Origin of the sequence: Janthinobacterium sp. BJB304, assembly GCF_002735765.1 — a bacterium.
Taxonomy (GTDB): Bacteria; Pseudomonadota; Gammaproteobacteria; order Burkholderiales; family Burkholderiaceae_D; genus Janthinobacterium.
In genome coordinates this window covers 148,465-174,913 of sequence record NZ_PDZN01000004.1, presented here as the reverse complement: position 1 = coordinate 174,913, position 26,449 = coordinate 148,465, and the positions used below count along the sequence as shown (strand labels likewise).

Below are 26,449 nucleotides of genomic sequence, written 5' to 3'. Positions count from 1 at the left end.
AATGTATTTACGGCAGCCGCGGCGAAAACTTGAAGCGCGCGGCCTGCACAAGGGTATGGAGGCGGACTAACCGACCAGCGAATTCTTGATAATCTTTGTCAATTTGGCAGCGTAATTCGGGTCCGTCGCATAGCCGGCCTTTTGCAAGCCCTGGGCGAACGTGCTGGCGTCGCCCGCGCTGGCCAGCACTTTTTCGTAGCGCTTGTTGTTGGTAATCAACTGCGCATAATCCTTGAAGCTGTCCGCGTAGCTGTCGTAGGCGCGGAATTTTTCCACCTTGCGCTGCGCCTTGCCATTTACATATTCCGTGGTAACCGCTTCCGTGACCTTGCCCTTCCAGTCGCTCGACGCCTTGATGCCGAACAGGTTGTGGCTGCTGCTGCCGTCGCGGCTGATGATTTCGCGCTTGCCCCAGCCCGTTTCCAGCGCCGCCTGGCCCAGCATGAACTTGGCCGGGATGCCGGTGGCGCGGCTCGCTTCTTCCGCATGCACGCCCAGCTTTTCCTGGAAGGCGCGCACATGCGGCGCCTGCGTGGCGTTGGCCTTGTCGCTCAGGGTCTTGCCGGTGGCGGCGGCGCTGCCTGCACCCTCGGTCAGCGCGCCCTGCTGCTGGCGGAACGCGGCCAGGGCCTGCGCCATGCTCGACGAACGGGGCGACGGCGCTTCGGCGCCGTCGGCGGCCAGCGCCTGGTTCGACGACGACAGCTGGCGGATCAGCACGTCCGCCAGGCCCGTGCCCCGCTTGGCCAGGTTCTGGCTCGTCTGCTGGTCCAGCATCGAGGTGTACATCTTGCTCTGCTGGCTATCCATGATGCCGTCCTGCGGCGTGGCCTCGCGCATGCTTTTCATCATCATGTTGATGAACATGGCTTCGAATTGCGTGGCCGCCTCTTTCAGGGCGGCGGGGTCTTTCGCCTTGGCGGACTGGCGCAAGCCATCCATACCCTTGACGTCATAGGCGGCGGTATTGCTGAGGTCGGTCTGGCTGATCATGGCGTGTCCATCAAATGATTTCGAGTTCGGCGCGCAGCGAACCTGCCGCCTTCATCGCCTGCAGGATGGCCAGCAAGTCTTGCGGCGAGGCGCCGATGGCATTCAAGGCCTTGACGACGTCGGACAGCGAAGCGCCGCCCTTAACCAGCATCACCTTGCCCGGTTCCTTCTTGATATCGATCTGCGCCGTCTGCGTGACCACCGTGCGTCCGCCCGACAGCGGCGCCGGCTGGCTCACCTGCGGCTCGACATTGATGGTGACGGACAGGTTGCCATGCGAAATGGCGCACGTTTCCAGGGTCACGGACTGGTTCATCACGACGGAACCGGTGCGCGCATTCATGATGACCTTGGCCGCCAGGCGGGCCGGATTGACTTCGATGCTTTCCAGCTGGCCCAGGAAGGACACGCGCTGGTCGCTGCCGCCCGGCGACTGCACCTGGATCACGCGCCCGTCCAGCGCGGCGGCCGTGCCGGCGCCGTAGCGGCTGTTGATGGCGTCGACCACGCGGCTGGCCGTGGCGAAATCGGTGGCGTTCAATTCCAGGCGTATCGTGTTGTTGGCGCCCAGCGCCGAAGGCACGGTACGCTCGACCGTGGCGCCGCCCGATATGCGGCCCACGCTCAGGTGATTGATGACGACGGAGCTGCCGGCCGCCTGCGCGCCCACGCCGCCCACCAGCACGTTGCCCTGCGCCATGCCGTACACCTGGCCGTCGGCGCCCTTCAATGGCGTCATCAATAAAGTGCCGCCGCGCAAGCTTTTCGCATTGCCCATCGACGAGACCGTCACGTCGAGCAGCTGGCCCGGCTGGGCAAACGCGGGCAAGGCCGTCGTCACCATCACGGCGGCCACGTTTTTCAGTTGCAAACTGGTGCCTTGTGGCAAGTTAATGCCCTGCTGCTGCAGCATCGCCGCCACGCTCTGGATGGTGAATGGCGTTTGCGTGGTCTGGTCGCCGCTGCCGTCGAGGCCGACGACGAGGCCATAGCCCATCAGCTGATTCTGGCGCACGCCGGCGATGCTGGCCAGGTCCTTGATGCGCTCGGCCTGCGCCACGGGCGCCAGCAGGGAGATGGCCAGGCCGAAAACAGCGGCAAAGCGGGGGAAAGTAAAAGTGGCCATGATCAGAACGGCAGCAGGCTGAGGAAGAAGCGCGACGCCATCGAGGCCATTTCGGCGCGGTCGATCTGGCTGTTGGTACGGTATTCGACGCGTGCGTCGGCCACCTGGGTCGATGGCACGACGTTGCCCGTGCCGATGGTATCAGGATTGACCATGCCCGAGAAGCGGATGAATTCCGTGCCCTTGTTCATGGCAATCTGTTTCTCGCCGGCCACGATCAGGTTACCGTTCGGCAGCACTTCAATCACCGTCACGCCGATCGTGCCGGAAAAGGTGTTGCTGGCGGACTGGTTGTCGCCGTCCGCAAACTTGGTGGCGCCATTCGCCGAGACGGTGCCGCCCAGACGGCCCTGCAGCATGCCTGGCGTGGAAAAGCCCACGCTGCCCGACTTGTTGCCGGAACTGGCGCCCGCCTTGACGGCGTTCGTGCGCTCGGTGATGGCGATCGTCATGGTGTCGCCCACGTGGCGCGCGCGGCGGTCTTCGAAGGCGGGACGGTAAGTCGACGGCTGGTAGATGGAACCGTTGCTGACGACCACGGGTTCGGGCATCGGCGCGCGCGTGGTGGTCGGGTACTGCACGATCGAGGTGGGCGTGATGGCGCAGCCGGACAGCAGGACTGCGGACAACAGGGCGATGATGGGGTATTGCATGACGAACCTCCGCTGCCATCCGGCGGCGGATGGCATGACGACTATGAAAATTAAAGTTGCGACAATTTCTGCAGCATTTGATCGGACGTGGTGATTGCCTTGCTGTTGATCTCGTAAGCGCGCTGCGTCTGGATCATGTTGACCATTTCCTCGGCCACGTTGACGTTCGACGTTTCGATATAGCCCTGCATCAGCACACCGGCGCCGTTGGTGCCCGGGGTGTTGGTCTGCGCCACGCCGGAGGCGCCCGTTTCCATGTACAGGTTTTCGCCCTTCGATTCCAGGCCGGCCGGATTGACGAAGGTGGTCAGCTGCAGCGAGCCGATTTGCGATGGCGCAACAGTGTCGGGCAAGGTGACGGAGACGGTGCCGTCGCGCGCCACGGTCAGGCTCAGCGCATTGGTCGGCACGGTGATGGCGGGCTGGATGACAAAACCTTCGGAAGTGACGAGCTGGCCGTTGGAATCGGTCTGGAAGGAGCCGTCACGCGTGTAGGCGGTGGCGCCGTCCGGCAGCAGCACCTGGAAAAAGCCCGTGCCGTTGACCATCACATCGCGTGAATTGCCCGACGCCTGGGGATTGCCCTGCGTATGGATGCGTTCAGTAGCCACGGTGCGTACGCCCGTGCCGATCTGCAAGCCCGATGGCAGCTGGGTCTGCTGCGACGATTGCGCGCCCGGCTGGCGCACATTTTGATACAGCAAGTCTTCAAACACGGCGCGCGACTTCTTGAAGCCCGTGGTGCTGACGTTGGCCAGGTTATTGGCGATCACGTCCATCTGCGTCTGCTGCGCTTCCAGGCCGGTCTTGGCTATCCAAAGGGAACGAATCATAATTTTTCTCCAATAACAGCGCTGGTCAGCCCTGTAGACTATTTCTATGTGACCATTATGCGGTGGTCCCCATCAATTCAAAGCGAGGATCTGGGTGGCTTTCGCCGCGTTATTCTCGGCATTCTTCAACAAGCTCATTTGCGTTTCGAACTGGCGCGCCAGGGCGATCATGCTGACCATGGAGTCGACGGGGCTGACATTGCTGCCTTCCAGGGCACCGGTGGTCAACTTGACGGCCTGGTCGGCCTGCGCCACCGTGCCATCCTTCAGACGGAACAGGCCGTCGTCGCCGCGCACCAGTTGCTGCTCGGGCGGGTTGACCAGCTTGATGCGTCCCAGCACCGTCGACGGGCCTGGCGGCACGTCCGTGGATATCGTGCCCACCGTACCGTCGCTGGCGATGGCCACCGTCACGCCGGGCGGAATGGCCATGGGGCCCGTATCGCCCTGCACCATCAGGCCCGACTGCGTCTGCAGCATGCCGTTTTCATTGAGCTTCAGGGCGCCGTTGCGCGTGTAGGCTTCGGAACCGTCGGCCGACTGCACCGCGATCCAGCCGCCGTTTTCCACGGCCACGTCGAGCGCGCGGCCCGTGTGCTGCATCGGGCCTTGCGTGAAGTCGGAACCGACCGTCGAATCGACGACGAAGGCGCGCGTCGGCATCATGCCATCGGCCACCACGGGCACGGCGCGGAACGAGTCGAGCTGAGCCCGGAAACCCGTGCTGGTGGCGTTCGCCAGGTTGTTCGCCGTGGTCGCCTGCTTGTCCAGGATGTGCTTGGCGCCGGAGCCGGCGGTGTAGATGAGACGGTCCATTTTTTATTTCTCCTGTTGCCTTCAACCCAAGGCAGAAAGCTGGGGGCAGACCCGGCGGGCCTGACCCCGGTACTATTAACGCAGGTTGACGAGTGTTTGCAAGACGGAATCCTGCGTCTTGATGGTCTGCGCATTCGCCTGGTAGGCGCGCTGGGCCGTGATCATGTTGACCAGTTCCGCCGTCAGGTCCACGTTCGACACTTCCACCGCCGAGGCGCGCAAGTCGCCCAGGCCGCCCGAGCTCGGCGAACCCGTCATAGGACTGCCCGAGACCGAGCTTTCCGCCCAGGCATTGTTGCCCAGCGGTTCGAGGCCATTCGGATTGGCAAATTTGGTCAGCACCACCTGGCCCAGGTCGCGCGTCTTGCCATTGTTGTACTGGCCCTGGATCACGCCATCGGAACCCACGACGAAACGGCTCAGCTGGCCGGCCGCGTAGCCATCGGCCACGGTGCGCTTTTCGCTGGTGGACGAACTGAGCTGGGTCGAATTGGTGAAGTCGACCTTGATCGCCAGGTTCGCGTTCGCGCCCGTGGCGGGGAAGACGGGCAGGTTCACCGTTACCGGCAAGGTTTGCGGCGGCGTCAGTGCCAGCATGGCTGCCTTGTCCAGGCTGCCGACGCTGTTGAACACCAGCGAAGCCGACTTCACGGCGGGCACTTCCGTCACCGAGGAGATATTGGCGTCGATCTGGTCCGGCGTGAGGCTGGAATTGACGCCGTTGGGCACGGCGCTGCCATAGGTGGCGCTGATGGCGGCCAGCTGGGCCGGGCTGGCGCCGGCCGCTGCGGCGGCGGTGCGCACGGCGGCGCCGGCCGCATTGCCATAGGCGACGGCGGCGGCCGTGATATTGGCGGGCACCAGCGGCACGGCCGTGACGGCGGCCTGGTAGGCGGCGCGCGCTGCCACCGAGGCGGCATCGGTCTGCGCTGCAGATGCCACTTTCGCGCTGGTGATTTCCTTGCCGTCAGTGGCCGAGTAGACATCCCAGGTATTGGTGCCCGTCTTGACGTAGAAATTGGACATGGTGTGCGCATTGCCCAGCGAGTCGAAGACCGGCACGGGGAATTGCTGGGTCCACGACTTTTGCTCGCCCACGGTGAACGGCACCACGGTCGGCATGGCCGATTTGGAATCGAGGTTGATCTGGGTATCGACCTTGGTGGTGGCCTGCGGCGCCATGTCGGACGGGTCGATCTGCAGCGGCACGGTGGCGCCGGCCAGGATCTTGCCGTTCGCATCGGCCGGATAACCCGTCAGCTGGGCTTTCTGCGCATTGATGATGAAGCCGCTCTTGTCGACTTGGAACTGGCCGTTGCGCGAATACTGGATGGCGCCGTTCACGCTGGTGCGGAAGAAACCGCCGCCATTGATGGCGATGTCGAGCGGATTGGACGAACTTTCCAGATTACCCTGGTTGAACAACTGCGCCACCTGCGACACGGACACGCCGATACCGGGCTGGTTGCCGCCCACGCCATACAGCGAGTTGGCATAGATGTCGGCGAACTGCGCCTGCGATTGCTTGAAACCCACGGTGGCCGAGTTGGCGATGTTGTTACCGATGACGTCCAGCGATTTGGCGGCGCCGTTCAAGCCGCTCAGGCCTTGTTGGAAAGACATTGTGTTCTCCTGGTAGAAATTAGGGGTAGAGGGTCTACGCTACAAATGAGCGGCTTACAAAATCTGTTTTACATCGGCCATGGTGATACTGCCCACGCCCGGCACATTCAACTTCACGCCGCCGGCGCCCGTCGACACGCTGGCGACCGAACCGAACATCAGCGCCGTCGCATCCGTGAGCTTGGCGCCGCCGCGCGTGGCTTCCACCGTGAAGGAGTACGCGCCGTCGGCGAGCACGACCGGCTTGCCGTCCTTGTCGAGCTCGGCCGTGGAGCCGTTCCAGCCCAGCGGCAAGGTGCCCGCGTCCTGCGGGCCCAGGTCGATGGAATGGACTTCCTTGCCCGCACTGTTGTAGATGATGACCTTGACCTTGTCGGCCGGCGTCGCCAGGTCCACGCCCAGCAGGGCTGCGCTCTTGCTCAGGTTAATGCTCTTGCCTGCAGTCAAGACGCCATGGCCGATGATATTGGCCGCCTGCATGGATTCGGCTTGCTGGTAGCTGGTCTTGAGCGTTTCCAGCGTGGTATTGAGCTTGTTGACGCCCGTCACCGTGGACAGCTGGGCCAACTGGCTGGTCAGCTGCGCATTGTCCAGCGGGTTCATCGGATCCTGGTTTTGCAGCTGGGTCACCAGCAGGGTCAGGAATTTGTTCGTTTCTTCCTCGACGCTGCCTTTCGCGGCCGTCGTCTTCTTCGGATTCATTGTCGCCATCAGGTCGGTGACGGTGGCGGTGCTGGTATCGATGGTTGCCATAATGATCAGTCAGCCTTATTGGCCAAGGGTGAGGGTTTTCAGGAGCAGCGACTTGGCCGCGTTCATGGTTTCCACGTTGGTCTGGTACGAGCGCGAGGCCGACAGCATGTTGACCATCTCGTCGACCGTATTCACGTTGGGCATGGTGACGTAGCCCTTCTCGTCGGCCAGCGGATTCTTCGGGTCGTAGACCAGCTTCATCGGCGACGGATCTTCGATCACCTTCTGCACCTTGACGGCCGTGGCGCCGTTGGCCATGGGCACGGCTTCGAACACCACCTGCTTGGCGCGGTAGGCTTCGCCCGTGGCGCTGGTGGCGCTGTCGGCATTGGCCAGGTTGCTGGCCACCGTGTTGAGGCGCTGCGCCTGGGCGCTCATGGCTGAACCGGAAACATTGAAAATATTAAATAGCGACATGATTATTGTCCTCCCTGGATGGCCGTCAGCATGCCCTTGATCTGCGAGTTGAGGAACGTTACGGCCGCCTCGTAGCGGATGGCGTTATCGGCAAAGGCATTGCGCTCGAGGTCCATGTCGACCGTGTTGCCATCGACGGCGCCCTGAGCCGGCGCGCGGTACAGCAGCGGCGTGCCGTCGGCCAGGGTCTCGACCTTGCCGCCCGTGCTGCCACCCACGGCGGCGGCGACGCCCTTGCCCGGCATATGCTGCGGCGCCGTGCCCTTCAGGGCCGGCTGCACGCCATCCTTGCGCGCCATCGCCCCCTTCAGCGCGCTGGCGAAATCGACGTCGCGTGCCTTGTAGTTGGGCGTGTCGGCATTGGCGATATTCGAGGCGAGCAATTCCTGGCGCGTCGAGCGCAGGCTCAGCGCCGTCTCGTTGAAGCGCATGTAATCGTCGAGTTTCCCTATCATGTCAGGCTCCGGAAAGATCTGCCACTGGCGCCTGAGATGGCGGAAGGATGGCGGTATAGTGATGACAGGAAACATAGTACGGCGCCCGCCGGCAAGACCATCGTCGGATCAGACCGTACTTTTACCCCTTAATCGTCGCTTCAAACGGAGCGGCGCCCACTATCATGGCACTATTCCAGAGGCCTATACCATGAAAACACCGCTTGCTTTCTTCTTCGCTCTTGCCGCCCTGCCACTGCTGGCGCAGGCGCAAAACGCCGGCCGGCAGACGCCGGAAGCGCTGCGCAACAGCGTGGAACAATTCCTGCAAGTGCAAAGCAACGGCTTGCCGGGCAAGGTGACGGTCACCGTCGGCGCCGTCGATCCGCGCCTGAACCTGGCCGCCTGCCCAGCGCCGCAAGCCTTCATGGCGCCAGGCGCGCGCGCCTGGGGCAAGACGACCGTGGGCGTGCGCTGCACGGCCCCCGCCAACTGGACCATCTATCTGCAGGCGAACGTGGCCGTCGTGGGCGACTATGTGGCCAGCGCCGTGCCGCTGGCGCAAGGGCAAGCCATCGATGCCAGCCAGCTGGTGACGATGCAGGGCGACCTGGCAGCATTGCCGGCAGGCATCGCCACAGACATGGCCCAGGTCGTGGGCGCCAGCACGAATATTTCCTTGCCGCCAGGCACGCCGATGCGCCTCGACACCCTGCGCCGCAAGCCGGTGGTGATGCAGGGCCAGCTGGTGCGCGTTGTTTCCAGCGGCAACGGTTTCCAAGTGGCATCAGAAGGACGCGCCATCGGCAGCGCCGGCGACGGTCAGACGGTACAGGTACGCACGCAGAGCGGCCAGCAGATCAGCGGCGTGGCGCGGGCTGGCGGCATGGTGGAGGTGGCGTTCTGAACGCGGATGGATAGCGATATTGTAGTCTGGCGCACTAAAGTTCCTGGATAAGATGCCGATAAGAAGTCATATCCCGGAGTTTTTTGACTTCGACCAGACGAGGATCACGCTGTGAAAATTACCGATAACACCATTAAAAGCAATCCCGGCCTGCCGGTGGCGCCTGCGAATACCTCGGGCGCCCGGAATGCCGAGAAAGCCCAGGCAACACCGACAACGTCGGACAATGTACGCCTGTCGCCGCAAGGACAGGCATTAGCGGCCAGTGCAACTGCCGGCAGCGGCGCCGTGTTCGACACGAAGAAAGTCGAACGCATCAAGCTGGCGATCGCCGACGGCCAGTTCCAGGTCAACTCTGAAAAAGTGGCGGACGGTCTCCTCGACACGGTCAAGGACTTGCTGCACTCACGAAATAGATAGGTTACCTCATGCAATCAGTGACTCCGTTTTCCAGCCTGCGCGACGAGCAACAGCTCATGACCACATTGCTGGCATTGATGAAAGAAGAACAGCGGCATCTGGTTGCGGCTGACATCGATGCAATCACGGAGCTCACGGCCCGCAAGACGGCGCTCGTCGGGCAATTGAGCCAGCTGGCGGCGCAACGCCACCAGGCGCTGGCGGCGGCCGGCTTCACGGCCGCCGAAGCGGGCATGGAAGACTGGCTGGTCAGCACCAGCGACGCCGAGGCGGCGCCCCTGTGGAAAGCCCTGCTCGAGACGACGCGCGAAGCGAAGGAACAGAACCGGCTGAACAGTCTGCTGGTCAACAAACACATGCTGCACACGCAAGGCGCCCTGAACGCCATGCGCCCCACTGCCCAAAGCGGCAATTTCTACGGCCCCAGCGGCCAACCGATGGCAAACACGGCCAGCCGGCGCGTCGTCATCGGCTAAGCGCCTCCCGTCTTCCCCCAGCGCAGGCAACAGCAGCGACAGGCACAGCAATAAGCCATTGCTGCACGCCTGACGCCGTCCCGAACAGCGGCCCCATACCACGACCATCCTGCACATCACCGCCGCGGCGCCCCTCCAGGGAGGCTGCGGCAGAGCCGGCATGCCCGCATTCCCTCCACAACGCCGCACGCCAAAACAACAGCGCCCCCCCCCCCTTCACGCCCACACATTTGAGCACGCTCAAACTTGAGGGGAATGATGACTATATGCTAATCCCTAGCATACGCCGCACCAATACATGGTGGGACTTTCCTCGCCGACACGAACATCGTTCCCGCAGGCATAGCTAATCCATTGCACGCGTCCGGCTTGCGCTTTTGCGCTGCGCCATGACGCACACCACTTCAACTGCAAGTACACAGGAGCATGATATGAACTCTCTCTCAGTAACCAAGGCTGGCGCGGCGCTGCTGCTCGGCTGCACCCTGCTGGCGCCAGCCGCGCAGGCCGAGACGCAAGCCGTGTTCTACAACCATCTCGTATCGACGGCCGTGGTGGCCACGCCGCTGCTGGCGCAAGACACCTTGTTCGTCGACACCTTCACGACGGAGCGCGGCTCGCTGCTGCAAACAACCACGTTTACGGTCGGCAGCGGCGTGCAATCGTTCACGGGCAACGCCGCCTGGCTGGTCACGGGCGCCAGCGAATTCGGTCCCCGCCTGACTGGCGTCAACATCGACTTGTTCGACTCCAGCAACAACCTGGTGCAATCGGATACGTTCACCGGCGTACTGGGCAGCTTCGCCCATTCCACCTTCAGCGGACTGCTGGGAGCAGGCACCTACACCCTGGTGGCGACGGGCCTCGGCGTGCGTGATTCCGTGCTGGACATTTCCATCACCACGGCCGTGCCCGAACCGGAAACCTACGGCATGCTGCTGGCGGGACTGGGTCTGATCGGGTATAGCGTACGGCGCCGCAAGACGGCTGCCTGACCCGCACCCGGTGCCTGCAAGCACTGCCGTAGCTGGCAGACCTGGCGCCGGTGCGGCGACGCCATGCACGGACTGGCCATGCACGGACTGGCCTATGCACGGACTGGCTTATGCACGGGCCAGCCTATGCAGGGGCTGGTCTACGCACTCAACCGTGCGTGGGCCGGCCCGTATGCTGACGGAATTTCGCGGCGATGCCATTCGCCTTGATCAGGGCGGCGGCCTGCTGCTCGGGTGTCAACTCATTTTGCAGCCAGTGCCAGTAGCTGTCCTGGTAGGGATTGGTGGTGCCGGGCGTGAGGATGTCGTCGTAGACCATGCGCAGGGCCAGCAGGTAGCCATACGCTTGCGGCGCGTCTTTCTGCACCACATCGCCATCGCGCAGGTAGGCCATCATCAGGGTCGACACGCTGGTCAGTTCCGCCTCATCCGCCTGCGCCGTCAGCTGGGCGATGGCTTGCCGCTTCCATGCCTGCACCAGCGGATCATCGGGACGGTTGCGCAGCGCGCTGCGGTCGCCGAACGGGCCTTCCGACAGGAACAGGGTAGCCGCGCCCGGTACGCCGCCTTGCGCGGCAGTGGCCAGGTAGCCGAGGCGGTCCTCGCGCTGGCGCTGCGTCAGACCCGCGCACAGCTGCTGCTGGGCGGTTTTTTCTTCCACCGTCATCTCGCGCCCCAACTCGAATTCCATCCCCGGCAAGCGGTTTTCGCGCTGGAAGACGATGCAGTCGTCGATCAGGTTGTAGGCCGCATACGCGTCCTCCGGCTTGCCGCTGGCGCCCAGGCGTTCGAGCCGCTGTGCCAGGGACACGACAACGGGCGCGGCATCGGCGACCGAGGTGGCGTCGATATTCAAATACGACGCCAGGCTGCGTCCCGCCGGCGCGCTGGCGGCAGCGGTGGCGCCAGTGTCCGGCGCGCCGCCATCGGGTGCGGGCCAGTATACGAGCGCCAGCACTGCCGTGATGGCAGCGGCGATGGCAATACCGCTCAGTTTGCTGTTCATATGAGGTGGCGCATAAAAGGAAATGCACGTTACCACAGGCGCACGGCAGCAGGCCGCACGCCTCCGCACGCTCAGCCGCCGGCCTTTTTCGGCTGGTGGCCCAGCTTGGCCAGCGCCGCCATCACCGTTTCGACATGGTCGCCCTGCACTTCGATCACGCCATCCTTGACCGTGCCGCCCGAGCCGCATTGCGTGCGCAGCTGCTTGCCCAGCAGGGCCAGCGCGATGGCGTCCAGCGCCAAGCCCTTGACCACGGTCACGCTCTTGCCGCCGCGGCCCTTGGTCTGGCGCGACACGCGCACCACGCCATCGCCCGCCGGCGCCGTCTTGGCTTGCGCCTTGCACGCGCATTGCGCCAGCGGCTGGCGGCAGGCGGGACACATGCGGCCCGTTTCAGTGGAATAGACGAGACCGCCCAGGGAGCTGCTTTTCATGATGGAGAGATAATAGGTAGAAATAAAAGAAAGATGGCCGCGCTTGTAGCAAGCGGCGGCGTTCAGTTGGCGGGAACCGGTGCCGGCGCCACAGGCGCCGTCGGCACTTCCGTCACCGTTTCCGGGATGCCCGAGAGGATCGTCACGGCGACCCGGCGGTTGCGCGCGCGCCCTTCCGGGGTTTCGTTGGGCGCCACCGGGATATTGTCGGCGTGGCCCACCGCCGTCAGGCGCGACGCCTGCACGCCGCTGGCGATGAACAGGCGCACCACGGCGCTGGCGCGCGCGGCCGACAATTCCCAGTTCGAGGCAAAATTGGAATTGCTGATCGGCTGCACGTCCGTATGCCCTTCCACCTGCACGTCGTGCGTGTCATCCTTGAGCAGCACGGCGACGGCGCGCAGGGCCTGGTCCGATTCCGCCGTCAGGCGCGCCGCGCCCGGGTCGAACAGCACGCTGGCATTGATTTCCACGCTCACGCCGCGGCTCGTCTGCGTGACCCGCACCTTGCCTTCCTTGACCAGCGGCGCCAAGGTGGACGTGAGGTCCTGCGCCAGGCGCGTCATGTGTTCGCGCTCGCGGCGGATCGCTTCCGTGCGGCGTTTCAGGGCGGGATTCGGCAACGGGATCGCCTGCGGCGCTTCCATGATGATGGGCGGCGCGCCCTTTTCCAGGCTGAAGGCCTGGCCGATGGCATTCTGGAAGACGCGGTACTTGCCTTCGTTGACTTGCGAAATCGCGTACATCACGACGAAGAACGCGAACAACAAAGTGATGAAGTCGGCGTACGAAATCAGCCAGCGGTCCTGGTTGTCCGGTTCCTCGTCATACTTCCTGCGCGCGCGCCGCATCATGATCAGTGCTCGTGCAGCAGGCTGGACACGCGCTCTTCGATGATGCGCGTATGGTCGCCCGTGGCGATGTCGTACAGCACGGCGGCCGTGATTTCATACTGCAGCACGCGGCGCGAGACGATGGCCTTGAGCTTGTTCGCCACCGGCAGGAACAGCAGATTGGCCAGGCCCACGCCATAGATGGTGGAAACAAAAGCCACGGCGATGCCGCTGCCCAGTTTGCTCGGGTCGGTGAGGTTTTCCATCACGTGGATCAGGCCCAGCACGGCGCCCAGGATGCCGATGGTGGGAGAATAGCCGGCCGCCGATTCCCACACCTTGACGGCCTGGCGCTCGGCCATTTCGTAGGCGGAAATTTCCACGTCGAGCAGCTGGCGCAGCTTGTCGGGCGCGATGCCGTCGACGATCATGCGCAAGCCCTTGGCGTTGAAGCGATCAGCCGTGTTTTCCATCAGCCGCTCGAGCGCCAGCGGGCCGTCGCGGCGCGCCGTCAGGCTCCATTGACCGATGTCGCGCGCCAGCGCGGCGCGCGTGTCGGCGGGCGGCAGGAAGACCCAGCGCAGCATTTCCAGGCCGCGCACGAAGGTGCGCAACCGCGTCTGCAGCAGCACGGCGCCGAAGGTGCCGATGATGACGATGGCGAAGGCGGCCGGCTGCAGCAGGGAGGCCATCTTGCCGCCTTCCAGTGCCTGGCCGACCAGCAGGCCCGCCAGCGCCAGCGCCAGCCCGATTACGCTGGACCAGTCCACGCCTGCTCCCTCAAGGTTGCGCGCAGGCGCGCGACGGCCTGGGTATGCAGCTGCGAGACACGCGATTCGGATACGCCCATCACCGCGCCGATCTCCTTCAGGTTCAGCTCTTCTTCGTAATACAGGCCCATGAGTATTTTCTCGCGTGGTGGCAGCGCGTCGATGGCATCGATCACGGATTGCCGGAAATCGGTATCGAGCAGGGAACGCAAGGGGTCGCTGTCCTCGTCCACGCAGTGGCGGTCGAGGAAGCTGTCATTGCCGTCCGGGTCATGAAAGTCTTCGTAATACACGAGCTGGTGGCCGCCGCCGTCGCCCAGCATTTCCTGGTAGTCGGCCAGCGACATCTTGAGCAGCTTCGCCACTTCCGATTCCGTCGGCGGATGGCCGAGGCGCTGCTGCAAGGTGCTCATCGCCTCTTCGATCTTGCGCATGTTCTGGCGCATGCTGCGCGGCAGCCAGTCGCTGGTGCGCAATTCGTCGAGCATGGCGCCGCGGATGCGCAGCACGGCATAGGTCTCGAACTGCGCGCCATGCGTCTCTTCATAGCGGCTTATGGCATCGAGCAGGCCGATCATGCCGGCCTGGATCAGGTCATCGACCTCGACCGAAGGCGGCAATTTCGCCTTCATATGGTGCGCCAGACGCTTCACCAGCGGAATGTGCTCCGTCAGCAAATAGTCCTTGTTCGATTTCCCTTTGACCGTGTACATAGGCTGCTTATTGTTTTCTCATCTTATCTGGTGCTGCGGTTCGATTCAGGCGCTGAACTGGTGCGGGCTCCCCGTCTGGTACAAGGTGCCGCCAAGCACCGGCGCCGCCGAACGGGCCAGCCGCTCGGCCAGTCCGCGAAACGCCACCGAGGCGCCCGCCAGCGGAAACGCATCGACCACGCTGCGGCCCAGGCGCGCCGCGCGGTGCAGATATTCATCGGCAGGCACCGAACCCATCGAGGTCAGCTTCACGGCCAGGTAGCGGCTCGCCGCCTGTGCCATATTATCGTATACCACTTTTGCCTCGGATTCGGAAGCGCCCGTGACGAGAATGCCGAACGGGCGGCGTCCCAGTTCCTGGCTCAGGCGCTTGATCAGGCAGTAGGCCGCCTTGATCGAAGTGGCGCTGGTCGACACTTGCACCACGATATCCGACGAGGCCATCAAGGGCACGGGGAAGCAATCGCCCTCGTCGGCCACGACGCCGTCGACCAGCACGATGCCGCTCTGGCGCGCCAGCACCTCGAAGGTCTTGCCCAGGCGGCGCAGTTCGTCCTCGCCCGCATAGTCCATGCTGTCCATCAGGTGGTTGCGCGCGCCCAGGCTGGCCACGCCGAAGCCTTGCGGCACCTGATGGATGACCTGGTTCAGGCCGCACTGCTGGCGCGCCACGTCGCGCAGGCTGGCGCCGTGCGCCAGTCCCAGCCGTGCAGCCACGCCATCGCTGCCGCCGCTGGCGTCAAGCAGCAGCACGTCATTGCCGCCATAGGCGAGCGAAGCGCCCAGGTTGACCAGCATGGCGCCCTTGTCGTCCTGCGGCGTGGCCGAGAGGAACGTCATGACGCGCGGCTGCGGGCCGGCCAGCATGCGGCGCAAGCCCTCGGCCTGGTCGAAATCGAAATTAGCCAAGGTGCACCCCGCGCGCTTCATTGTTGCGGGCGGCCGCCTGCGCCATCAGGAGCGGCAGTTCGGCGTCGGAAAACTGCGTGGCCGCCGAGTCGCGCTTGAGCTTGAAGGCGCGGTCGATCAGGTAGCCGCGGTCGGCCAGGTACAGGTCTTCCGGCACGCGCTGGCCGTTCGACACATAAAACAGGTTCAGCTTCTGGCGGATCACCACGTCGAGCACGTTGCCGATCGACGCCGCTTCATCGAGCTTGGTCATGATGCAGCCGGCCAGGCCGCTGCCCTGGTAGGCGCGCACCACTTCGTTCAGCGTTTCCTGCGTCGCCGTCGAGTTCAGGCACAGCAAACGCTTCACGTCGGCGCCGGCGCCCGACAGCATGGCCACCTGTTCCGTCACCATCTGGTCGCGCTGGCTCACGCCCACGGTATCGATCAGCACCGTGTGCTTGTTCTTGAGTTCCTTCAGGGCGATGCGCAAGTCCGCTTCGTCCTTCACCGAATGCACCATCACGCCGAGGATCTTGCCGTAGATGCGCAGCTGTTCGTGCGCGCCGATACGGTAGGCGTCCGTGGTGATCAGGGCCAGCTTTTCCGGGCCGTGGCGCATCACGCAGCGGGCCGCCAGCTTGGCCGTGCTGGTGGTCTTGCCGACACCGGTCGGGCCGACCAGCGCGAACACGCCGCCCTGCTCCAGCATGGCGTCTTCATTGGCGACCGTGTTCAGGTTGCGGCTCAGGACGGTCTTGATCCAGCGCATGCTTTGCGCGCCGTCGAGGCCGGCGGGCAGCTTGTCGATCAGGTAGCGCGCCAGGCTGGCCGAGAAGCCGGCCGCCAGCATTTCGCGCAGCACGACGGCTTTTTGCGGCTCGCGCTGCTGCGTCGAACCCCACGAAATTTCCGCCAGCTGGGTTTCCATCATGCCGCGCATGGCGCGGATTTCATTCATCATGCCGCTCATCTCGGCGGCGGCGTTTTCCTTGACGTGCGCCAGCGCGCTGGCCATCATCTGCTGCATGCGGGCCATGTCCACTGGCTCGCCGGCTGCCTGGCGCGGCGCGGCAGGACGGGGCGCGGCCGGGCGCTGGGCCGGGGCGGCCGGACGCTGCGGCGTGGCGAACTGGGTCTGCAACTGGGGACGGGGCTGGGCCATTTCGGACGCGGCCGGCGGCGACGCCAGCGAAGCGGCATCGTCATTGGCCAGCGCAAGGATTTCCACCACGCCATCGGTCTGGCGGTTCGACAGGATCACGGCGTCGGGACCCAATGCTTCGCGCACCTTGCGCAGCGCATCGCGCGACGAGGCGCCCGTAAATTTCTTCACATTCATGACCGGCCTCCCAAGGCGGGGGTGGCGCAATATTGGCTGAACTGTGTGACCATCATCGACTCCTGTTGCTTGGGTGCTGTCTTCCACATGGACACAGATCACCCGGACAGTTTCTATTATTAGCGATGCTTGCAGGAAATGATCGAAGGAACAGGACGGGAAAGTACCCGTTATTCAGTTTGCCGGCAGGAAATTGATGTTTATTTGACCAAAAGCAAGGGCCGAGAAGCTGGGGTCAGACCCCCACTAACGCTAACGACATCTGGGGTCAGACGGGGACGCCGAGTCCCCCTCGCACGTTGGCGATGACCTTCATGTTGGCGGTGTTGAGGGTCTGACCCCGGCATTAACTATGTCAACTACTGCGCCCCCACCAGCGCCGTAACGCGGATCGTCTTGGTTTCCGGCACTTCCGCATGCGACAGCACTTTGAGCTGCGGCAAGGCGCGGCGCAGGAAGCGCGACAGCAGGGCGCGCAGCGGCGCCGGCACCAGCAGCACGGGCGTCAGGCCCAGCGCTTCCTGCTGCTGCGCGGCCAGGCCCGCCTGGTGGGCAATGGTATCGGCCAGGCCCGGCTCGATGCCGGCGCCGTCGCCGCCATTGCCCATCGCCTGCATCAGCAGGCGCTCCAGGCGGCTGTCAAGGGTCATCACGGACAACTCGGCCGCACCGGGGAACAGCTGCTGCACGATGGCGCGGCCCAGCGAGACGCGCACCAGCGCCGTCAGGTCGTTCGGGTCTTGCGTATGGACCGTATGCTCGGCCAGGGTTTCGATGATGGTGCGCATGTCGCGGATGTGCACGCCCTCGGCCAGCAGGTTCTGCAGCACTTTCTGCAGGGTCGACAGCGACAGCATCTTCGGCACCAGGTCTTCCACCAGGCGCGGCGCATCCTTGCCCAGGTGGTCGAGCAGCGACTGTACTTCCGCGCGGCCCAGCAGCTCGGACGCATGCGAGGTGATCAGGTGATTCAAGTGCGTGGCCACCACGGTGCCCGCATCGACGACCGTGTAGCCCATCGATTGGGCCTGGTCGCGCAGGCTGGCGTCGATCCAGGTGGCAGGCAAGCCGAACGCGGGGTCGCTCGTGGCCAGGCCCGGCAAGGTGCCGCTGGCCATGCCGGGATTGATCGCCAGGAACTGGCCGTTGAACGCTTCGCCCACGCCCACTTCCACGCCCTTGAGGGTGATGCGGTAGGCGGACGGCTTCAATTCCAGGTTGTCGCGGATATGCACGGGCGGCGCCAGAAAGCCCACTTCCTGGGCAAATTTCTTGCGGATGCCTTTGATGCGCTTGAGCAATTCGCCGCCCTGCGTCTTGTCGACCAGGGGGATCAAACGGTAGCCCACTTCCAGGCCCAGGGTGTCGACGGGCATGATGTCTTGCCAGCTGGCTTCTTCCTGCTCGGGCGCCACCGTGGCTGGCGGCGCTTCGGCCGGCTTTTCGGCCGCCGCTTTTTCCTGCGTGCGTTTCTTGCTGATCAAATACGCGGAGCCGGCCAGCAGCGAGGCCAGCAGGATGAAGACCATGTTCGGCATGCCGGGGATCAGGCCCATGCCACCGATGATGCCGGCGGTAATGTACAGCACTTGTGGTTTTGCAAACAATTGCCCCACCAGCTGGGTGCCGATGTCCTGTTCGCTGGCCACGCGCGAGACGACGATACCGGCCGCCGTGGAAATGATCAGCGAAGGAATCTGCGCCACCAGGCCGTCACCGATGGCCAGCAGGGTGTAGTTTTTCAGTGCATCGGCAAAGCCCATGTCATGCTGCAGCAAGCCCACCAGCAGGCCGCCGACGATATTGATGACGGTGACCATGATGCCGGCAATGGCGTCGCCGCGCACGTATTTGCTGGCACCGTCCATGGCGCCGTAGAATTCCGCTTCCTGCGCCACTTCCGTGCGGCGGCGGCGCGCTTCATCTTCGCCGATCAGGCCGGCGTTCAGGTCGGCATCGATGGCCATCTGCTTACCCGGCATGGCGTCCAGCGCGAAGCGGGCACCCACCTCGGCGATACGGCCCGCACCCTTGGTCACGACGGTAAAGTTGATGATCGTCAAAATGATAAACACCACGATACCGACCGTGTAGTTGCCGCCAATCAAGAAGTGACCGAACGCTTCGATCACTTTACCGGCCGCGTCGGCGCCCGTATGGCCTTCCGTCAGCACGACGCGCGTGGACGCCACGTTCAGCGACAGGCGCAGCATGGTCGACACAAGCAGGATGGTCGGGAACGCCATGAAGTCGAGCGGCTTGACCGTGTACAGCGCCGTCAGCAGCACGATGATGGACAGCGCGATATTAAAGCTGAAGAAAATGTCGAGGATGAAGGCAGGCAGCGGCAACACCATCATCGCCAGCAGCATGATGATGATGATCGGTGCGGCGACACCCTTGCTGGCGCTGCCTTTCAATCCGCTGAGCCAGGCTGGCATGGTCAGGCCGTTCATGGTGTGCTTCCTTTATTCTTGTCTGCCGCGTCTGCTGCGGGTTTGGTCTGCGATGCGGGGTCGAGCGGGTCGAGCTCGGGCGGCACGTCGAGTTTTTTCGGCTTGTCGGGGCGCTCGCCATGGCCGCTGCCGTAGCTGCGCAGCTGGAACACGTAGGCCAGTACTTCGGCCACGGCGCCGTACAGCGCCTCGGGAATCTCGTCGCCGATGTCCGTGTGCTTGTACAGCGCGCGCGCCAGGGCGGGCGCTTCCAGGATGGCGACCTTGTGTTCGCCCGCCAGTTCGCGGATCTTCGCCGCCACTTCGTCGATGCCCTTGGCCACCACCTGCGGCGCGCCGCGCGAATTCTCGCCATACTTCAAGGCCACGGCGTAGTGGGTAGGATTGGTCACCACCACGTCGGCCGTCGGCACGTCGGCCATCATGCGGCGGCGCGACATTTCGTGCTGCATCTGGCGTATCTTCGCCTTGATTTGCGGATTGCCGTCCGACTCCTTCGCCTCTTGCTTGACTTCCTGCAAGGACATTTTCATCTTGTTGGCGTAGTGCCACATCTGGTACGGACCATCGATGGCGGCGATCAAGCCCAGCGCGCCGACGATCAGCAGGAAGGCCGTGATCAGCAGACTGATCAGATGGGCCGAACCGGCGCGCAAGGATTCCACCGACAGGCCCAGCACGGCATCCTTTTGATGCTGCATCACCATCCAGGCGACGACGCCGACGACGAGGGTCTTGGCGATGGCCTTGAGCAGCTCCACCAGCGCATTCTTCGAAAACATATTGCCCAGGCCGCGAATCGGGTTGAGCTTGCCAAAATTGGGGGTGAACGCCTTGGAACTGAACAGCCAGCCGCCCACCAGCACGGGCGACGCGAGGGCGACGAGCATGATGGCCGCGGCGTACGGCAGGCAGGTCAGCAGAACGGAACCCACGTCGTAGCCGATGCGCAACATCATCGCGTCGGGATTGAGGATTTGCTCCCGGTCCAGGGTCAGCCCGGAAACCATGACAGCCGTCAGCCGCCGCACGATGGCGTCGCCGGCAAACCACAGACAGCAGCCGGACGCCATCAACACCGTAAACGTGGCCACTTCACGCGATCGCGGAACGTCGCCTTCCTCACGCGCCTGCTCGAGGCGCTTCGGTGACGCGGCTTCGGTCTTTTCTGCGTCGCTGTCTTCCGACATCAATCAACTCCGGTGAAGTCCTGCAGCCTGGCTAGGCGCAATACGGACTGGGCATGACGCATTATCGGTTCAATCAGCACAACGCCATCAAGGGAAAAGGGGGGCGAATCCCCTGCTTTTCCTTTGCCTGAATGAAACAAGGCGCCCCAGGCGCCCATTTCAGAGGGGACCGAAAAATGGTCAGGACAAGGCGCAGCCCCGAAGACAGTACGAATAGTACGGCGAGGGGCTGCAACGCAGTCATGGCCATTTTCTCGGGGCTCCTAACGATTTTTTCGTGCTTCGGCCTGTTTCACGGTCTGCTCGATGGCGCCAAACAGGGACTTGCCGTCATCGCCCAGCATTTCCAAACGAACAACATCACCAAACAGCAAGTACGGCGTGCTGGCGACGCCATCGGCGATCATCTCCTGGTTACGTCGCTCAACGATGCTGGAAAATCCCTTCTTGATCTCCTTGTTGGCGATGCCGCCCGCGCTGACCACGCTGCCGGCGCGCGCGTTGCGCGTCTGGCACAGATGGGCGAGCAATTGCGGGTAATTGAACGCCATGTCGGCGCCCGCGTGGGGCTGGCCCGTCAACTTGCCGTTCAGGCTGCAACGCAAGGCGTAATGCACCTTGCCGCCGCGCCAGGCGTCGCCCAGCTCGTCTGGCGTGATGGCGACGGGCGAGCACGCCATCGCCGGTTTCGCCTGCAGGAAGCCGTAGCCGCTCGCCTGCTCGTCCGGCGCCAGGTTGCGCAGGGTGACGTCGTTGACCAGCATCAACAGCTTGATGTTCAGGTGCGCCTGGTCGGGCGTCGAGCCCATGGCCACGTCGTCCGTGATGGCGGCGATGCCCGCTTCGTAATCGATACCCCACTGCTCGTGCGCCAGGGTGATGTCGTCATGGGCGCCGAGGAAATCGTCGCTGGCGCCCTGGTACATGCGCGGCGATTCGCGCAGATTGGCGGGTGCGTCAACGCCAGCGGCCTTGCAGGCCCGCTCGATCTGCTGCAGATAAGAAGCGCCGGCCACGCGCAAACTGCTGCGCGGCAAAGGCGCCATGCAGTTGGCGGGATCGAACTCGAAGGCGCGATGGCCGCGGCCGCTATTGATGGTCTGGTACAGCAAGTCCAGCTGGGGCGCGATGAAACTCCAGTCGTCGAGCGCCTTTTGCAGGGTCGAGGCGATGCCGTCGGCCAGATGGGCCGTTTTCAGGTCGCGCGAGACGACGGCCAGCTGGCCATCGCGCGTGCCATCGTTCAGGGTTGCTAATTTCATGTAGGGAAAACTTCGTCAAATGCAGGCAATTGAAGGCTAAAGACGCCAAAAAGCCGGGACATTCCCGGCTTTGACGGTCAGAGGAGTTTTACGCGAGAAGAGCGATCTGCTCGGGCGTCAGGTAGCACCACTCGCCTTCCGCGATGCCCAGCGATTCCAGGGTCAGGCTGCCGATGGCGGAACGGTGCAGCGCGCTGCAATGATTGCCGGCGGCGGCCAGCATGCGCTTGACCTGGTGGTACTTGCCTTGCTCGAGCACGATTTCCAGCTGGTGCTCGCCGCGCTTGACGCAGACGAGGGCGGCCAGCGGGGCCGGTTCGTCGTGCAATTGCACGCCGGCCAGCAGCAGGGCCACCAGTTCATCGGTCACGGGCTCCTGCGTCGTGGCCTGGTAAATTTTCGGAACGTGACGCTTCGGCGACGATTGTGCATGGATAAACGGGCCATCGTCGGACATCAGCAGCATGCCCGTCGTATCGTGGTCGAGCCGGCCGACGGGCTGGACTTCGCGCCAGGTGAACTGTTCCGGCAGCAGGGTCAGCACGCCGGGATGATGGCTGGGTTTGCGCGAGCATTCGAAGTTGGCGGGCTTGTTCAGCGCCAGGTACAGGTGGGCGCGGTACACCCACTCTTCTTCGAACACGTGCAGCACCAGGCCGTCGGTCTCGACAGTGGTGCGGTAATTGGTCTGGGTGACGCCATCGATGACGACATCGCCTTCCTCGATAAGGGAACGGCAATATTTACGGGTGCCAAAACCCTGCGATTGCAGGATGCGGTCTAGGGATAATTTACTCATGGGCGTGACTTTACCAGAAGCGGCTGGCAGCGTGAAGCGGCGACACCTGGCGTTGGCACCAGGCCGCCAAGGGCGCACCAGCCTTGCGCAGGCATAGATAAGCTGAAGTACAAGGTGAGATTTCGATATAAATGGACAATTCCTTTGAGCAATATCAAATGCTCGGAATATCGCATCGATAGACTGAAACTTCGTTAGGAATCCGCCTAACCTACTTTAGGAATTGTGGCAGTCGCCACTGCTCTCACAAGGACATTGTATGAAGCATACCGATACCATCGCCTTACAAGGCAGCATCGCCGACATGCGCACGCGCATCGCCGCGGAACAGGCGGCCATGCACAAGGTCAGACTCGGCGTGGCGCGCTGGAGCAACACCCCTGCGCAGCAGGACGGGGACGCAACGCCGTCGCCAGCAAGCCAGACGCACTGGCATGCCGCGGCCCAATGCCATTTCATGTGCTGGCTGGAACTGGGAGGTTTTGCGCACGCGGATGCGGACGAAAACACGAACGCGGAAATCGACACCGCCCCCGCCATGGCGGACACGCCGCCTGACATCAGTTCCGGCACCAACGCCAGCACCATCGCGACGCCGACCCGGCAGGCAAGCAGCGTGCCCGCGCACTGCAACGGCTGCGCCGTCTGAAACCGGCCCATCCAACCAGCCATGCCCAGCCCTCGCATGCCTGCCTTGCCAGCACGCCCAGATACAGGATCCGGCAACACCGGTCCATCCGGCACGGACGACGCACAAAAGGGAACGGCGGCATTGCGCCGCCGTTCCCAAGCCCCATCGGGACTTCAGTGAGGAATGTAAATTCACTCAAAACCACATCTACGATGCGGCGAGTAGTTCCAAGACCTACCAATCAAGTTAGTACTGACAACATAGTTGATATATCGCCCCTCCTTGAAAAGAACTACGCTTTCACTATAGCCCAAGCAGCCCCTTTTTCAAGCCAATTTACCCCCTTATTGAAAATCATTCTCGACTGGCTTGCCTGCCAGCCAAGAGTGATGTCATCAGCGCAACGCCGGTTGTGACTGCTGCACGGCCGCCTTCATGGCGCCCGCGCCCATGGCCGCGCCGAATTTCTTCAGCACCCGTTCCGGCAAACCTTCATGTTGCGTGTAGTCGACGATGTCTTCCGCCTTGACGACGTCGCGCGCCACGCTGTCGACCGTGCCGAAATCGTCGGCCAGACCCATTTCCACGGCTTTCGCCCCCGTCCAGTACAGGCCCGAGAAGGTATCGGCCGTTTCCTTCAGGCGCTTGCCCCGTCCCGCGCGCACCACCTCGATGAATTGCTGATGGATTTCATTGAGCATGCCTTGCGCATACGCCTTGTGTTTTTCCGTCAGCGGGCTGAACGGGTCCATGAAGCCCTTGTTCTCGCCCGCCGTCAGCAAACGCCGCTCGACGCCCACCTTTTCCATCACGCCCGTAAAGCCGAAGCCATCCATCAGCACGCCGATCGAGCCGACCACGCTGGCCTTGTTGACGTAGATGCGGTCGGCGGCGGCGGCGATGTAATAGCCGCCCGAGGCGCACATTTCATCGACCACCACATACAAGGGCTTGTCCGGATAGCCCTTGCGCAGGCGCTGCATCTCGTCGACGATCATGCCGGCCTGCACGGGACTGCCGCCCGGACTATTAATATGCAGCACCACGGCCACGGAGCCGCTATCGGAAAACGCCTTGTCCAGCGCGGGAATGACGACGGCGGCCGAACCGCTGCCTTCGGACTCGATGGCGCCGCTGATGTCGATCAGGGCCGTGTGGCGGCCCAGGGTTTCGCTGTCGTCGGCCGTGTTGTAGTCATAAAACACCCACAGCGCAAACAGCACGATCAGCAGCCCGAACACCTTGAAAAAGATGCTCCAGCGGCGGTGCGCGCGCTGCTCTTGCAACGTGGCAAATACCAGCTTTTCCAGCACGTCGCGCTCCCAGTTGCCCGCAGAGGCGCCGTGGCCGGCGGCTGGCGCGCTGCTGTCCAGCTTGTCATTCGTGTTTTCGCTCATGGTTCACTTTGTTTAAATTACAATAATGCTTGCACGGGGCTTCAGGCCGGCAGCGGCTGGACATACTCGTCGGGCTGCCAGTACAGCTGGCCGTCGCGCTCGGTCACGGGAATCGGACGCAAGCGGCCGCCCTTGCAGGGGCCGCCCGCGCAATAGCCGCTCTCCGGCACATAGATGGCGCCATGCGTCGAACACATCAGGTACAAGCCGCTGGACTCGAAAAACTCGCCTTCGGCCCAGTCCAGTTCGATCGGTACGTGGGCACAGCGGTTCAGGTAGCCATACGCCTTGCCGCCGTGGCGCACGACAAAGCCCGTGGTCGTTTCGCCACCGGCCGAGACGGGAAAGCGCACGCCCTTGCCGCCATCGGCCACGGCGTCGGCAGCACAAATCAACACTTCCGTAACATCAGTCATCATGCGTGCTCGCTCAGCCATTGGTGCAGGTCGGCCACCGTGGCGGCCGAATACAGGGGATGGCAAGCTTGCAACTGCGCCACCGGATGCGCACCATACTCTACGGCAATACCGGCCGCACCCGCATTGCTTGCCATCAACAAATCATGGCTGGTGTCGCCGATCATCACGGTACGGCGCATATCCTGCCCCAGTTCGCGCGTCAGTTCCTGCAGCATGGCCGGATGGGGCTTGGAAAACGTTTCATCGGCGCAGCGCGTCGCATCGAACAGGGACAGCAGCTTGACGGCATTCAAGGAGCGGTTCAGGCCGACACGGCTCTTGCCCGTGGCGACGGCGAGAAAGTACGCCTGCTGCGAGAGTTCCAGCAGCATCTCGTGTACGCCGGGAAACAGGGTCAGCTCATGGTCGCGCGACAGATAGTGATAGCGGTAGCGCTCGGCCATGCGCGCATGGTATTTCGGCTCCACGTCGGGCATCACCAGTTGCATCGCTTCCTGCAAACCCAGGCCGATCACATGCGAGGCCAGCAACTCGGTGGGAATGGGCAAGCCCAGGTCTTTGGCCGATGCCTGGATGCACTTGACGATGGTCGAGGTACTGTCTATCAGGGTACCGTCCCAATCGAAGACGATCAGATCAAATTGCTTTCTTGCCATGTTTCCCGACGGCATAGCCGCCGGCTCCTTGAGAATGAATGATGGCGACTGACTACCTTGTGAGTAGTGTCGCGCGCACGCGGTGGATCGTTAAGTAACTCCCAATTATCGTGCGGCAACGGCCAATGGTTTGCCCAAGCTTACCAAGAAACGCTCGCATTCGGCAGCCAGCGGCGCGTTCAGGGTCATCGTCTTGCCCGTTTCAGGGTGCGTAAACGTGATCTGGTGCGCGTGCAGGAACATGCGCTTCAGGGCGCCGCGCGTGCTGTCGGCTTTCAACAGGGCACGGTTGAGGGCAAAGTCGCCATATTTATCGTCGCCGGCGATGGGGAAACCGGACGACGACAGGTGCACGCGGATCTGGTGCGTGCGTCCCGTCTTCAATTCCGCTTCCAGCAAGGCGAAGTTGTGATATTTATGCAACAGTGAAAACACCGTGTGTGACGCCAGGCCATCGGCCTGCACGGCCACCCGGCGCTCGCCTTCGGCCGTCGTATATTTATGCAGCGGCAACTTGATATGCTGGCGCGCATTCTTCCAGTCGCCGGCCACCAGCACCAGGTAGCGCTTGTCGGTAAGGCCGTCGCGCATCTGCTCGTGCAGGTTGGTCAGCGCCGTGCGTTTCTTTGCCAGCAACAGCAAGCCGGACGTGTCGCGGTCCAGGCGGTGCACCAGTTCCAGGAACTTGGCGTCGGGGCGCGAGGCGCGCAATTGCTCGATCACGCCGAACGACACGCCCGAGCCGCCATGCACGGCCACGCCGGCCGGCTTGTCGATGACGAGCAGCTGCGCATCTTCGAAGATGATCTTGAATTCGGCGGCCGGCGCGCCCGTGGGCGCCTTTTCGGCCACGCGCACGGGCGGAATGCGCACCACGTCGCCGGCGGCGAGGCGGTACAGCTGATCGATACGGCCTTTATTCACGCGCACCTCTCCCGATCGCAAGATCCGGTAGATGTGGCTTTTAGGCACTCCCTTGCACACTCTTAATAAGTAGTTGTCGATGCGCTGGCCTGCTTCTTCCTCGGCGATCGTTACGAATTGGGCTTGCGGCTGAACCGGGGGTGTTGAAGGGGGAACAACATCATTTTGACTCTTCATTTACTATGTCTTCCCAGAAATCTCTCTAAGTCCTTCATTTTGAATATATAATTGTTTTTGCTGCGGCCCTGGCTGCTGCGAGTGTAAGAATAAAAGCACATTTTAC

29 protein-coding genes are annotated in these 26,449 nt (G+C 63.2%); 5 read left to right on the top strand and 24 right to left on the bottom strand.

Annotation, left to right across the window (positions count from 1 at the left end):
- Positions 1 to 66: 66 nt before the first annotated feature.
- From flgJ to flgB, 9 genes are all read right to left on the bottom strand, one after another.
- The gene (flgJ, locus tag CSQ95_RS06480; protein WP_099408912.1) at positions 67 to 993 is read right to left on the bottom strand and encodes a flagellar assembly peptidoglycan hydrolase FlgJ; all 927 of its coding nucleotides are present in this window, start codon (positions 991 to 993) and stop codon (positions 67 to 69) included.
- Between the two features lie 10 nt (positions 994 to 1,003).
- Complete coding sequence (locus CSQ95_RS06475) at positions 1,004 to 2,119, bottom strand: flagellar basal body P-ring protein FlgI (protein ID WP_099408911.1); 1,116 nt, start codon at positions 2,117 to 2,119, stop codon at positions 1,004 to 1,006.
- A gap of 2 nt (positions 2,120 to 2,121) precedes the next feature.
- Positions 2,122 to 2,772: a flagellar basal body L-ring protein FlgH gene (locus CSQ95_RS06470; RefSeq protein WP_070220153.1), complete on the bottom strand. Its 651-nt coding sequence runs from the start codon at positions 2,770 to 2,772 to the stop codon at positions 2,122 to 2,124.
- Positions 2,773 to 2,822: 50 nt separating this feature from the next.
- Positions 2,823 to 3,605, bottom strand: coding sequence for a flagellar basal-body rod protein FlgG (gene flgG, locus CSQ95_RS06465; protein WP_099408910.1), 783 nt, complete (start codon positions 3,603 to 3,605; stop codon positions 2,823 to 2,825).
- 72 nt (positions 3,606 to 3,677) lie between these two features.
- On the bottom strand, positions 3,678 to 4,421 hold the full coding sequence (locus CSQ95_RS06460) for a flagellar basal body rod protein FlgF (protein WP_034787153.1): 744 nt from the start codon (positions 4,419 to 4,421) through the stop codon (positions 3,678 to 3,680).
- 75 nt (positions 4,422 to 4,496) lie between these two features.
- Entirely contained in the window at positions 4,497 to 6,044 is a 1,548-nt protein-coding gene (locus CSQ95_RS06455) for a flagellar hook protein FlgE (protein WP_099408909.1), read from the bottom strand.
- Between the two features lie 54 nt (positions 6,045 to 6,098).
- Positions 6,099 to 6,797 carry a flagellar hook assembly protein FlgD gene (locus CSQ95_RS06450; protein WP_099408908.1) on the bottom strand — a complete coding sequence of 233 codons (699 nt, stop codon included), beginning with the start codon at positions 6,795 to 6,797 and terminating at the stop codon, positions 6,099 to 6,101.
- 15 nt (positions 6,798 to 6,812) lie between these two features.
- Positions 6,813 to 7,214 carry a flagellar basal body rod protein FlgC gene (gene flgC, locus CSQ95_RS06445; protein WP_071075845.1) on the bottom strand — a complete coding sequence of 134 codons (402 nt, stop codon included), beginning with the start codon at positions 7,212 to 7,214 and terminating at the stop codon, positions 6,813 to 6,815.
- 2 nt (positions 7,215 to 7,216) lie between these two features.
- The gene (gene flgB, locus CSQ95_RS06440; RefSeq protein ID WP_070220161.1) at positions 7,217 to 7,669 is read right to left on the bottom strand and encodes a flagellar basal body rod protein FlgB; all 453 of its coding nucleotides are present in this window, start codon (positions 7,667 to 7,669) and stop codon (positions 7,217 to 7,219) included.
- Positions 7,670 to 7,859: 190 nt separating this feature from the next.
- Here flgB and flgA point away from each other — a divergent pair, with 190 nt between their 5' ends.
- The 4 genes from flgA to CSQ95_RS29615 all read left to right on the top strand — a co-directional run bounded on the left by flgA (position 7,860) and on the right by CSQ95_RS29615 (position 10,446).
- Positions 7,860 to 8,555, top strand: coding sequence for a flagellar basal body P-ring formation chaperone FlgA (gene flgA / locus CSQ95_RS06435; RefSeq protein WP_099408907.1), 696 nt, complete (start codon positions 7,860 to 7,862; stop codon positions 8,553 to 8,555).
- Positions 8,556 to 8,666: 111 nt separating this feature from the next.
- The gene (gene flgM / locus CSQ95_RS06430; protein ID WP_034754089.1) at positions 8,667 to 8,975 is read left to right on the top strand and encodes a flagellar biosynthesis anti-sigma factor FlgM; all 309 of its coding nucleotides are present in this window, start codon (positions 8,667 to 8,669) and stop codon (positions 8,973 to 8,975) included.
- Between the two features lie 8 nt (positions 8,976 to 8,983).
- Complete coding sequence (locus CSQ95_RS06425) at positions 8,984 to 9,451, top strand: flagella synthesis protein FlgN (protein ID WP_070220165.1); 468 nt, start codon at positions 8,984 to 8,986, stop codon at positions 9,449 to 9,451.
- Between the two features lie 431 nt (positions 9,452 to 9,882).
- A complete protein-coding gene (locus tag CSQ95_RS29615) occupies positions 9,883 to 10,446 on the top strand; it encodes an FxDxF family PEP-CTERM protein (protein WP_180278974.1) in 564 nt (187 codons plus the stop codon).
- Between the two features lie 148 nt (positions 10,447 to 10,594).
- Here CSQ95_RS29615 and CSQ95_RS06415 read toward each other — a convergent pair whose 3' ends face one another.
- The 11 genes from CSQ95_RS06415 to CSQ95_RS06365 form a co-directional block, all read right to left on the bottom strand.
- The gene (locus CSQ95_RS06415; protein ID WP_099408906.1) at positions 10,595 to 11,452 is read right to left on the bottom strand and encodes a hypothetical protein; all 858 of its coding nucleotides are present in this window, start codon (positions 11,450 to 11,452) and stop codon (positions 10,595 to 10,597) included.
- Between the two features lie 71 nt (positions 11,453 to 11,523).
- Positions 11,524 to 11,886, bottom strand: coding sequence for a translation initiation factor Sui1 (locus CSQ95_RS06410; protein ID WP_099408905.1), 363 nt, complete (start codon positions 11,884 to 11,886; stop codon positions 11,524 to 11,526).
- 62 nt (positions 11,887 to 11,948) lie between these two features.
- Positions 11,949 to 12,737, bottom strand: coding sequence for a flagellar motor protein MotD (gene motD / locus CSQ95_RS06405; RefSeq protein ID WP_070220198.1), 789 nt, complete (start codon positions 12,735 to 12,737; stop codon positions 11,949 to 11,951).
- 5 nt (positions 12,738 to 12,742) lie between these two features.
- Positions 12,743 to 13,489, bottom strand: a complete 747-nt coding sequence (locus CSQ95_RS06400; RefSeq protein WP_046685945.1) for a flagellar motor protein — start codon at positions 13,487 to 13,489, stop codon at positions 12,743 to 12,745.
- Positions 13,471 to 14,202, bottom strand: a complete 732-nt coding sequence (locus CSQ95_RS06395; protein ID WP_010400804.1) for an RNA polymerase sigma factor FliA — start codon at positions 14,200 to 14,202, stop codon at positions 13,471 to 13,473. The genes CSQ95_RS06400 and CSQ95_RS06395 overlap by 19 nt, the downstream gene beginning before the upstream one ends.
- A gap of 45 nt (positions 14,203 to 14,247) precedes the next feature.
- Positions 14,248 to 15,111, bottom strand: coding sequence for an antiactivator of flagellar biosynthesis FleN protein (locus CSQ95_RS06390; protein WP_070220170.1), 864 nt, complete (start codon positions 15,109 to 15,111; stop codon positions 14,248 to 14,250).
- Positions 15,104 to 16,432, bottom strand: a complete 1,329-nt coding sequence (gene flhF, locus CSQ95_RS06385; RefSeq protein WP_070220172.1) for a flagellar biosynthesis protein FlhF — start codon at positions 16,430 to 16,432, stop codon at positions 15,104 to 15,106. Before flhF ends, CSQ95_RS06390 begins: the two co-directional genes overlap by 8 nt.
- A gap of 359 nt (positions 16,433 to 16,791) precedes the next feature.
- Positions 16,792 to 18,888 (bottom strand): flagellar biosynthesis protein FlhA, encoded by a 2,097-nt coding sequence (gene flhA, locus CSQ95_RS06380; protein ID WP_099408904.1) that lies wholly within the window; start codon positions 18,886 to 18,888, stop codon positions 16,792 to 16,794.
- On the bottom strand, positions 18,885 to 20,078 hold the full coding sequence (flhB, locus tag CSQ95_RS06375; RefSeq protein ID WP_070312136.1) for a flagellar biosynthesis protein FlhB: 1,194 nt from the start codon (positions 20,076 to 20,078) through the stop codon (positions 18,885 to 18,887). The genes flhA and flhB overlap by 4 nt, the downstream gene beginning before the upstream one ends.
- Before the next feature lie 263 nt (positions 20,079 to 20,341).
- Positions 20,342 to 21,340, bottom strand: coding sequence for a fumarylacetoacetate hydrolase family protein (locus CSQ95_RS06370; RefSeq protein ID WP_099408903.1), 999 nt, complete (start codon positions 21,338 to 21,340; stop codon positions 20,342 to 20,344).
- 88 nt (positions 21,341 to 21,428) lie between these two features.
- The gene (locus CSQ95_RS06365) at positions 21,429 to 22,139 is read right to left on the bottom strand and encodes a pseudouridine synthase (protein WP_099408902.1); all 711 of its coding nucleotides are present in this window, start codon (positions 22,137 to 22,139) and stop codon (positions 21,429 to 21,431) included.
- 259 nt (positions 22,140 to 22,398) lie between these two features.
- On the opposite strand from CSQ95_RS06365, the gene CSQ95_RS06360 reads away from it, so the two are divergent.
- Positions 22,399 to 22,788, top strand: coding sequence for a hypothetical protein (locus tag CSQ95_RS06360; protein ID WP_099408901.1), 390 nt, complete (start codon positions 22,399 to 22,401; stop codon positions 22,786 to 22,788).
- A gap of 377 nt (positions 22,789 to 23,165) precedes the next feature.
- Here the strand turns inward: CSQ95_RS06360 and CSQ95_RS06355 are convergent, their stop codons facing one another.
- From CSQ95_RS06355 to CSQ95_RS06340, 4 genes are all read right to left on the bottom strand, one after another.
- Positions 23,166 to 24,167: a S49 family peptidase gene (locus CSQ95_RS06355; RefSeq protein WP_099408900.1), complete on the bottom strand. Its 1,002-nt coding sequence runs from the start codon at positions 24,165 to 24,167 to the stop codon at positions 23,166 to 23,168.
- 41 nt (positions 24,168 to 24,208) lie between these two features.
- Positions 24,209 to 24,586 (bottom strand): Rieske 2Fe-2S domain-containing protein, encoded by a 378-nt coding sequence (locus CSQ95_RS06350; protein WP_180278973.1) that lies wholly within the window; start codon positions 24,584 to 24,586, stop codon positions 24,209 to 24,211.
- Positions 24,583 to 25,242 carry an HAD-IA family hydrolase gene (locus CSQ95_RS06345; RefSeq protein WP_070289164.1) on the bottom strand — a complete coding sequence of 220 codons (660 nt, stop codon included), beginning with the start codon at positions 25,240 to 25,242 and terminating at the stop codon, positions 24,583 to 24,585. The genes CSQ95_RS06350 and CSQ95_RS06345 overlap by 4 nt, the downstream gene beginning before the upstream one ends.
- 105 nt (positions 25,243 to 25,347) lie before the next feature.
- On the bottom strand, positions 25,348 to 26,343 hold the full coding sequence (locus CSQ95_RS06340) for an RluA family pseudouridine synthase (RefSeq protein ID WP_070220186.1): 996 nt from the start codon (positions 26,341 to 26,343) through the stop codon (positions 25,348 to 25,350).
- Between the last annotated feature and the right edge of the window lie 106 nt (positions 26,344 to 26,449).

What these genes read in the sequence shown, in the direction of transcription:
- CSQ95_RS06460 (WP_034787153.1), bottom strand. Translation starts at nt 4,421, where the DNA reads ATGGACCGTCTCATCTACACCGCCGGCTCCGGCGCCAAGCACATCCTG.
- CSQ95_RS06365 (WP_099408902.1), bottom strand. Translation starts at nt 22,139, where the DNA reads ATGAGTAAATTATCCCTAGACCGCATCCTGCAATCGCAGGGTTTTGGC.
- CSQ95_RS06455 (WP_099408909.1), bottom strand. Translation starts at nt 6,044, where the DNA reads ATGTCTTTCCAACAAGGCCTGAGCGGCTTGAACGGCGCCGCCAAATCG.
- CSQ95_RS06470 (WP_070220153.1), bottom strand. Translation starts at nt 2,772, where the DNA reads ATGCAATACCCCATCATCGCCCTGTTGTCCGCAGTCCTGCTGTCCGGC.
- CSQ95_RS06370 (WP_099408903.1), bottom strand. Translation starts at nt 21,340, where the DNA reads ATGAAATTAGCAACCCTGAACGATGGCACGCGCGATGGCCAGCTGGCC.
- flgA (WP_099408907.1), top strand. Translation starts at nt 7,860, where the DNA reads ATGAAAACACCGCTTGCTTTCTTCTTCGCTCTTGCCGCCCTGCCACTG.
- motD (WP_070220198.1), bottom strand. Translation starts at nt 12,737, where the DNA reads ATGCGGCGCGCGCGCAGGAAGTATGACGAGGAACCGGACAACCAGGAC.
- flgG (WP_099408910.1), bottom strand. Translation starts at nt 3,605, where the DNA reads ATGATTCGTTCCCTTTGGATAGCCAAGACCGGCCTGGAAGCGCAGCAG.
- CSQ95_RS06350 (WP_180278973.1), bottom strand. Translation starts at nt 24,586, where the DNA reads ATGATGACTGATGTTACGGAAGTGTTGATTTGTGCTGCCGACGCCGTG.
- CSQ95_RS06450 (WP_099408908.1), bottom strand. Translation starts at nt 6,797, where the DNA reads ATGGCAACCATCGATACCAGCACCGCCACCGTCACCGACCTGATGGCG.
- CSQ95_RS06340 (WP_070220186.1), bottom strand. Translation starts at nt 26,343, where the DNA reads ATGAAGAGTCAAAATGATGTTGTTCCCCCTTCAACACCCCCGGTTCAG.
- flgC (WP_071075845.1), bottom strand. Translation starts at nt 7,214, where the DNA reads ATGTCGCTATTTAATATTTTCAATGTTTCCGGTTCAGCCATGAGCGCC.
- CSQ95_RS06415 (WP_099408906.1), bottom strand. Translation starts at nt 11,452, where the DNA reads ATGAACAGCAAACTGAGCGGTATTGCCATCGCCGCTGCCATCACGGCA.
- flgJ (WP_099408912.1), bottom strand. Translation starts at nt 993, where the DNA reads ATGATCAGCCAGACCGACCTCAGCAATACCGCCGCCTATGACGTCAAG.
- CSQ95_RS06425 (WP_070220165.1), top strand. Translation starts at nt 8,984, where the DNA reads ATGCAATCAGTGACTCCGTTTTCCAGCCTGCGCGACGAGCAACAGCTC.
- flhB (WP_070312136.1), bottom strand. Translation starts at nt 20,078, where the DNA reads ATGTCGGAAGACAGCGACGCAGAAAAGACCGAAGCCGCGTCACCGAAG.
- CSQ95_RS29615 (WP_180278974.1), top strand. Translation starts at nt 9,883, where the DNA reads ATGAACTCTCTCTCAGTAACCAAGGCTGGCGCGGCGCTGCTGCTCGGC.
- CSQ95_RS06395 (WP_010400804.1), bottom strand. Translation starts at nt 14,202, where the DNA reads ATGTACACGGTCAAAGGGAAATCGAACAAGGACTATTTGCTGACGGAG.
- flgB (WP_070220161.1), bottom strand. Translation starts at nt 7,669, where the DNA reads ATGATAGGGAAACTCGACGATTACATGCGCTTCAACGAGACGGCGCTG.
- CSQ95_RS06410 (WP_099408905.1), bottom strand. Translation starts at nt 11,886, where the DNA reads ATGAAAAGCAGCTCCCTGGGCGGTCTCGTCTATTCCACTGAAACGGGC.
- flhF (WP_070220172.1), bottom strand. Translation starts at nt 16,432, where the DNA reads ATGAATGTGAAGAAATTTACGGGCGCCTCGTCGCGCGATGCGCTGCGC.
- CSQ95_RS06345 (WP_070289164.1), bottom strand. Translation starts at nt 25,242, where the DNA reads ATGGCAAGAAAGCAATTTGATCTGATCGTCTTCGATTGGGACGGTACC.
- CSQ95_RS06475 (WP_099408911.1), bottom strand. Translation starts at nt 2,119, where the DNA reads ATGGCCACTTTTACTTTCCCCCGCTTTGCCGCTGTTTTCGGCCTGGCC.
- CSQ95_RS06355 (WP_099408900.1), bottom strand. Translation starts at nt 24,167, where the DNA reads ATGAGCGAAAACACGAATGACAAGCTGGACAGCAGCGCGCCAGCCGCC.
- flhA (WP_099408904.1), bottom strand. Translation starts at nt 18,888, where the DNA reads ATGAACGGCCTGACCATGCCAGCCTGGCTCAGCGGATTGAAAGGCAGC.
- CSQ95_RS06360 (WP_099408901.1), top strand. Translation starts at nt 22,399, where the DNA reads ATGAAGCATACCGATACCATCGCCTTACAAGGCAGCATCGCCGACATG.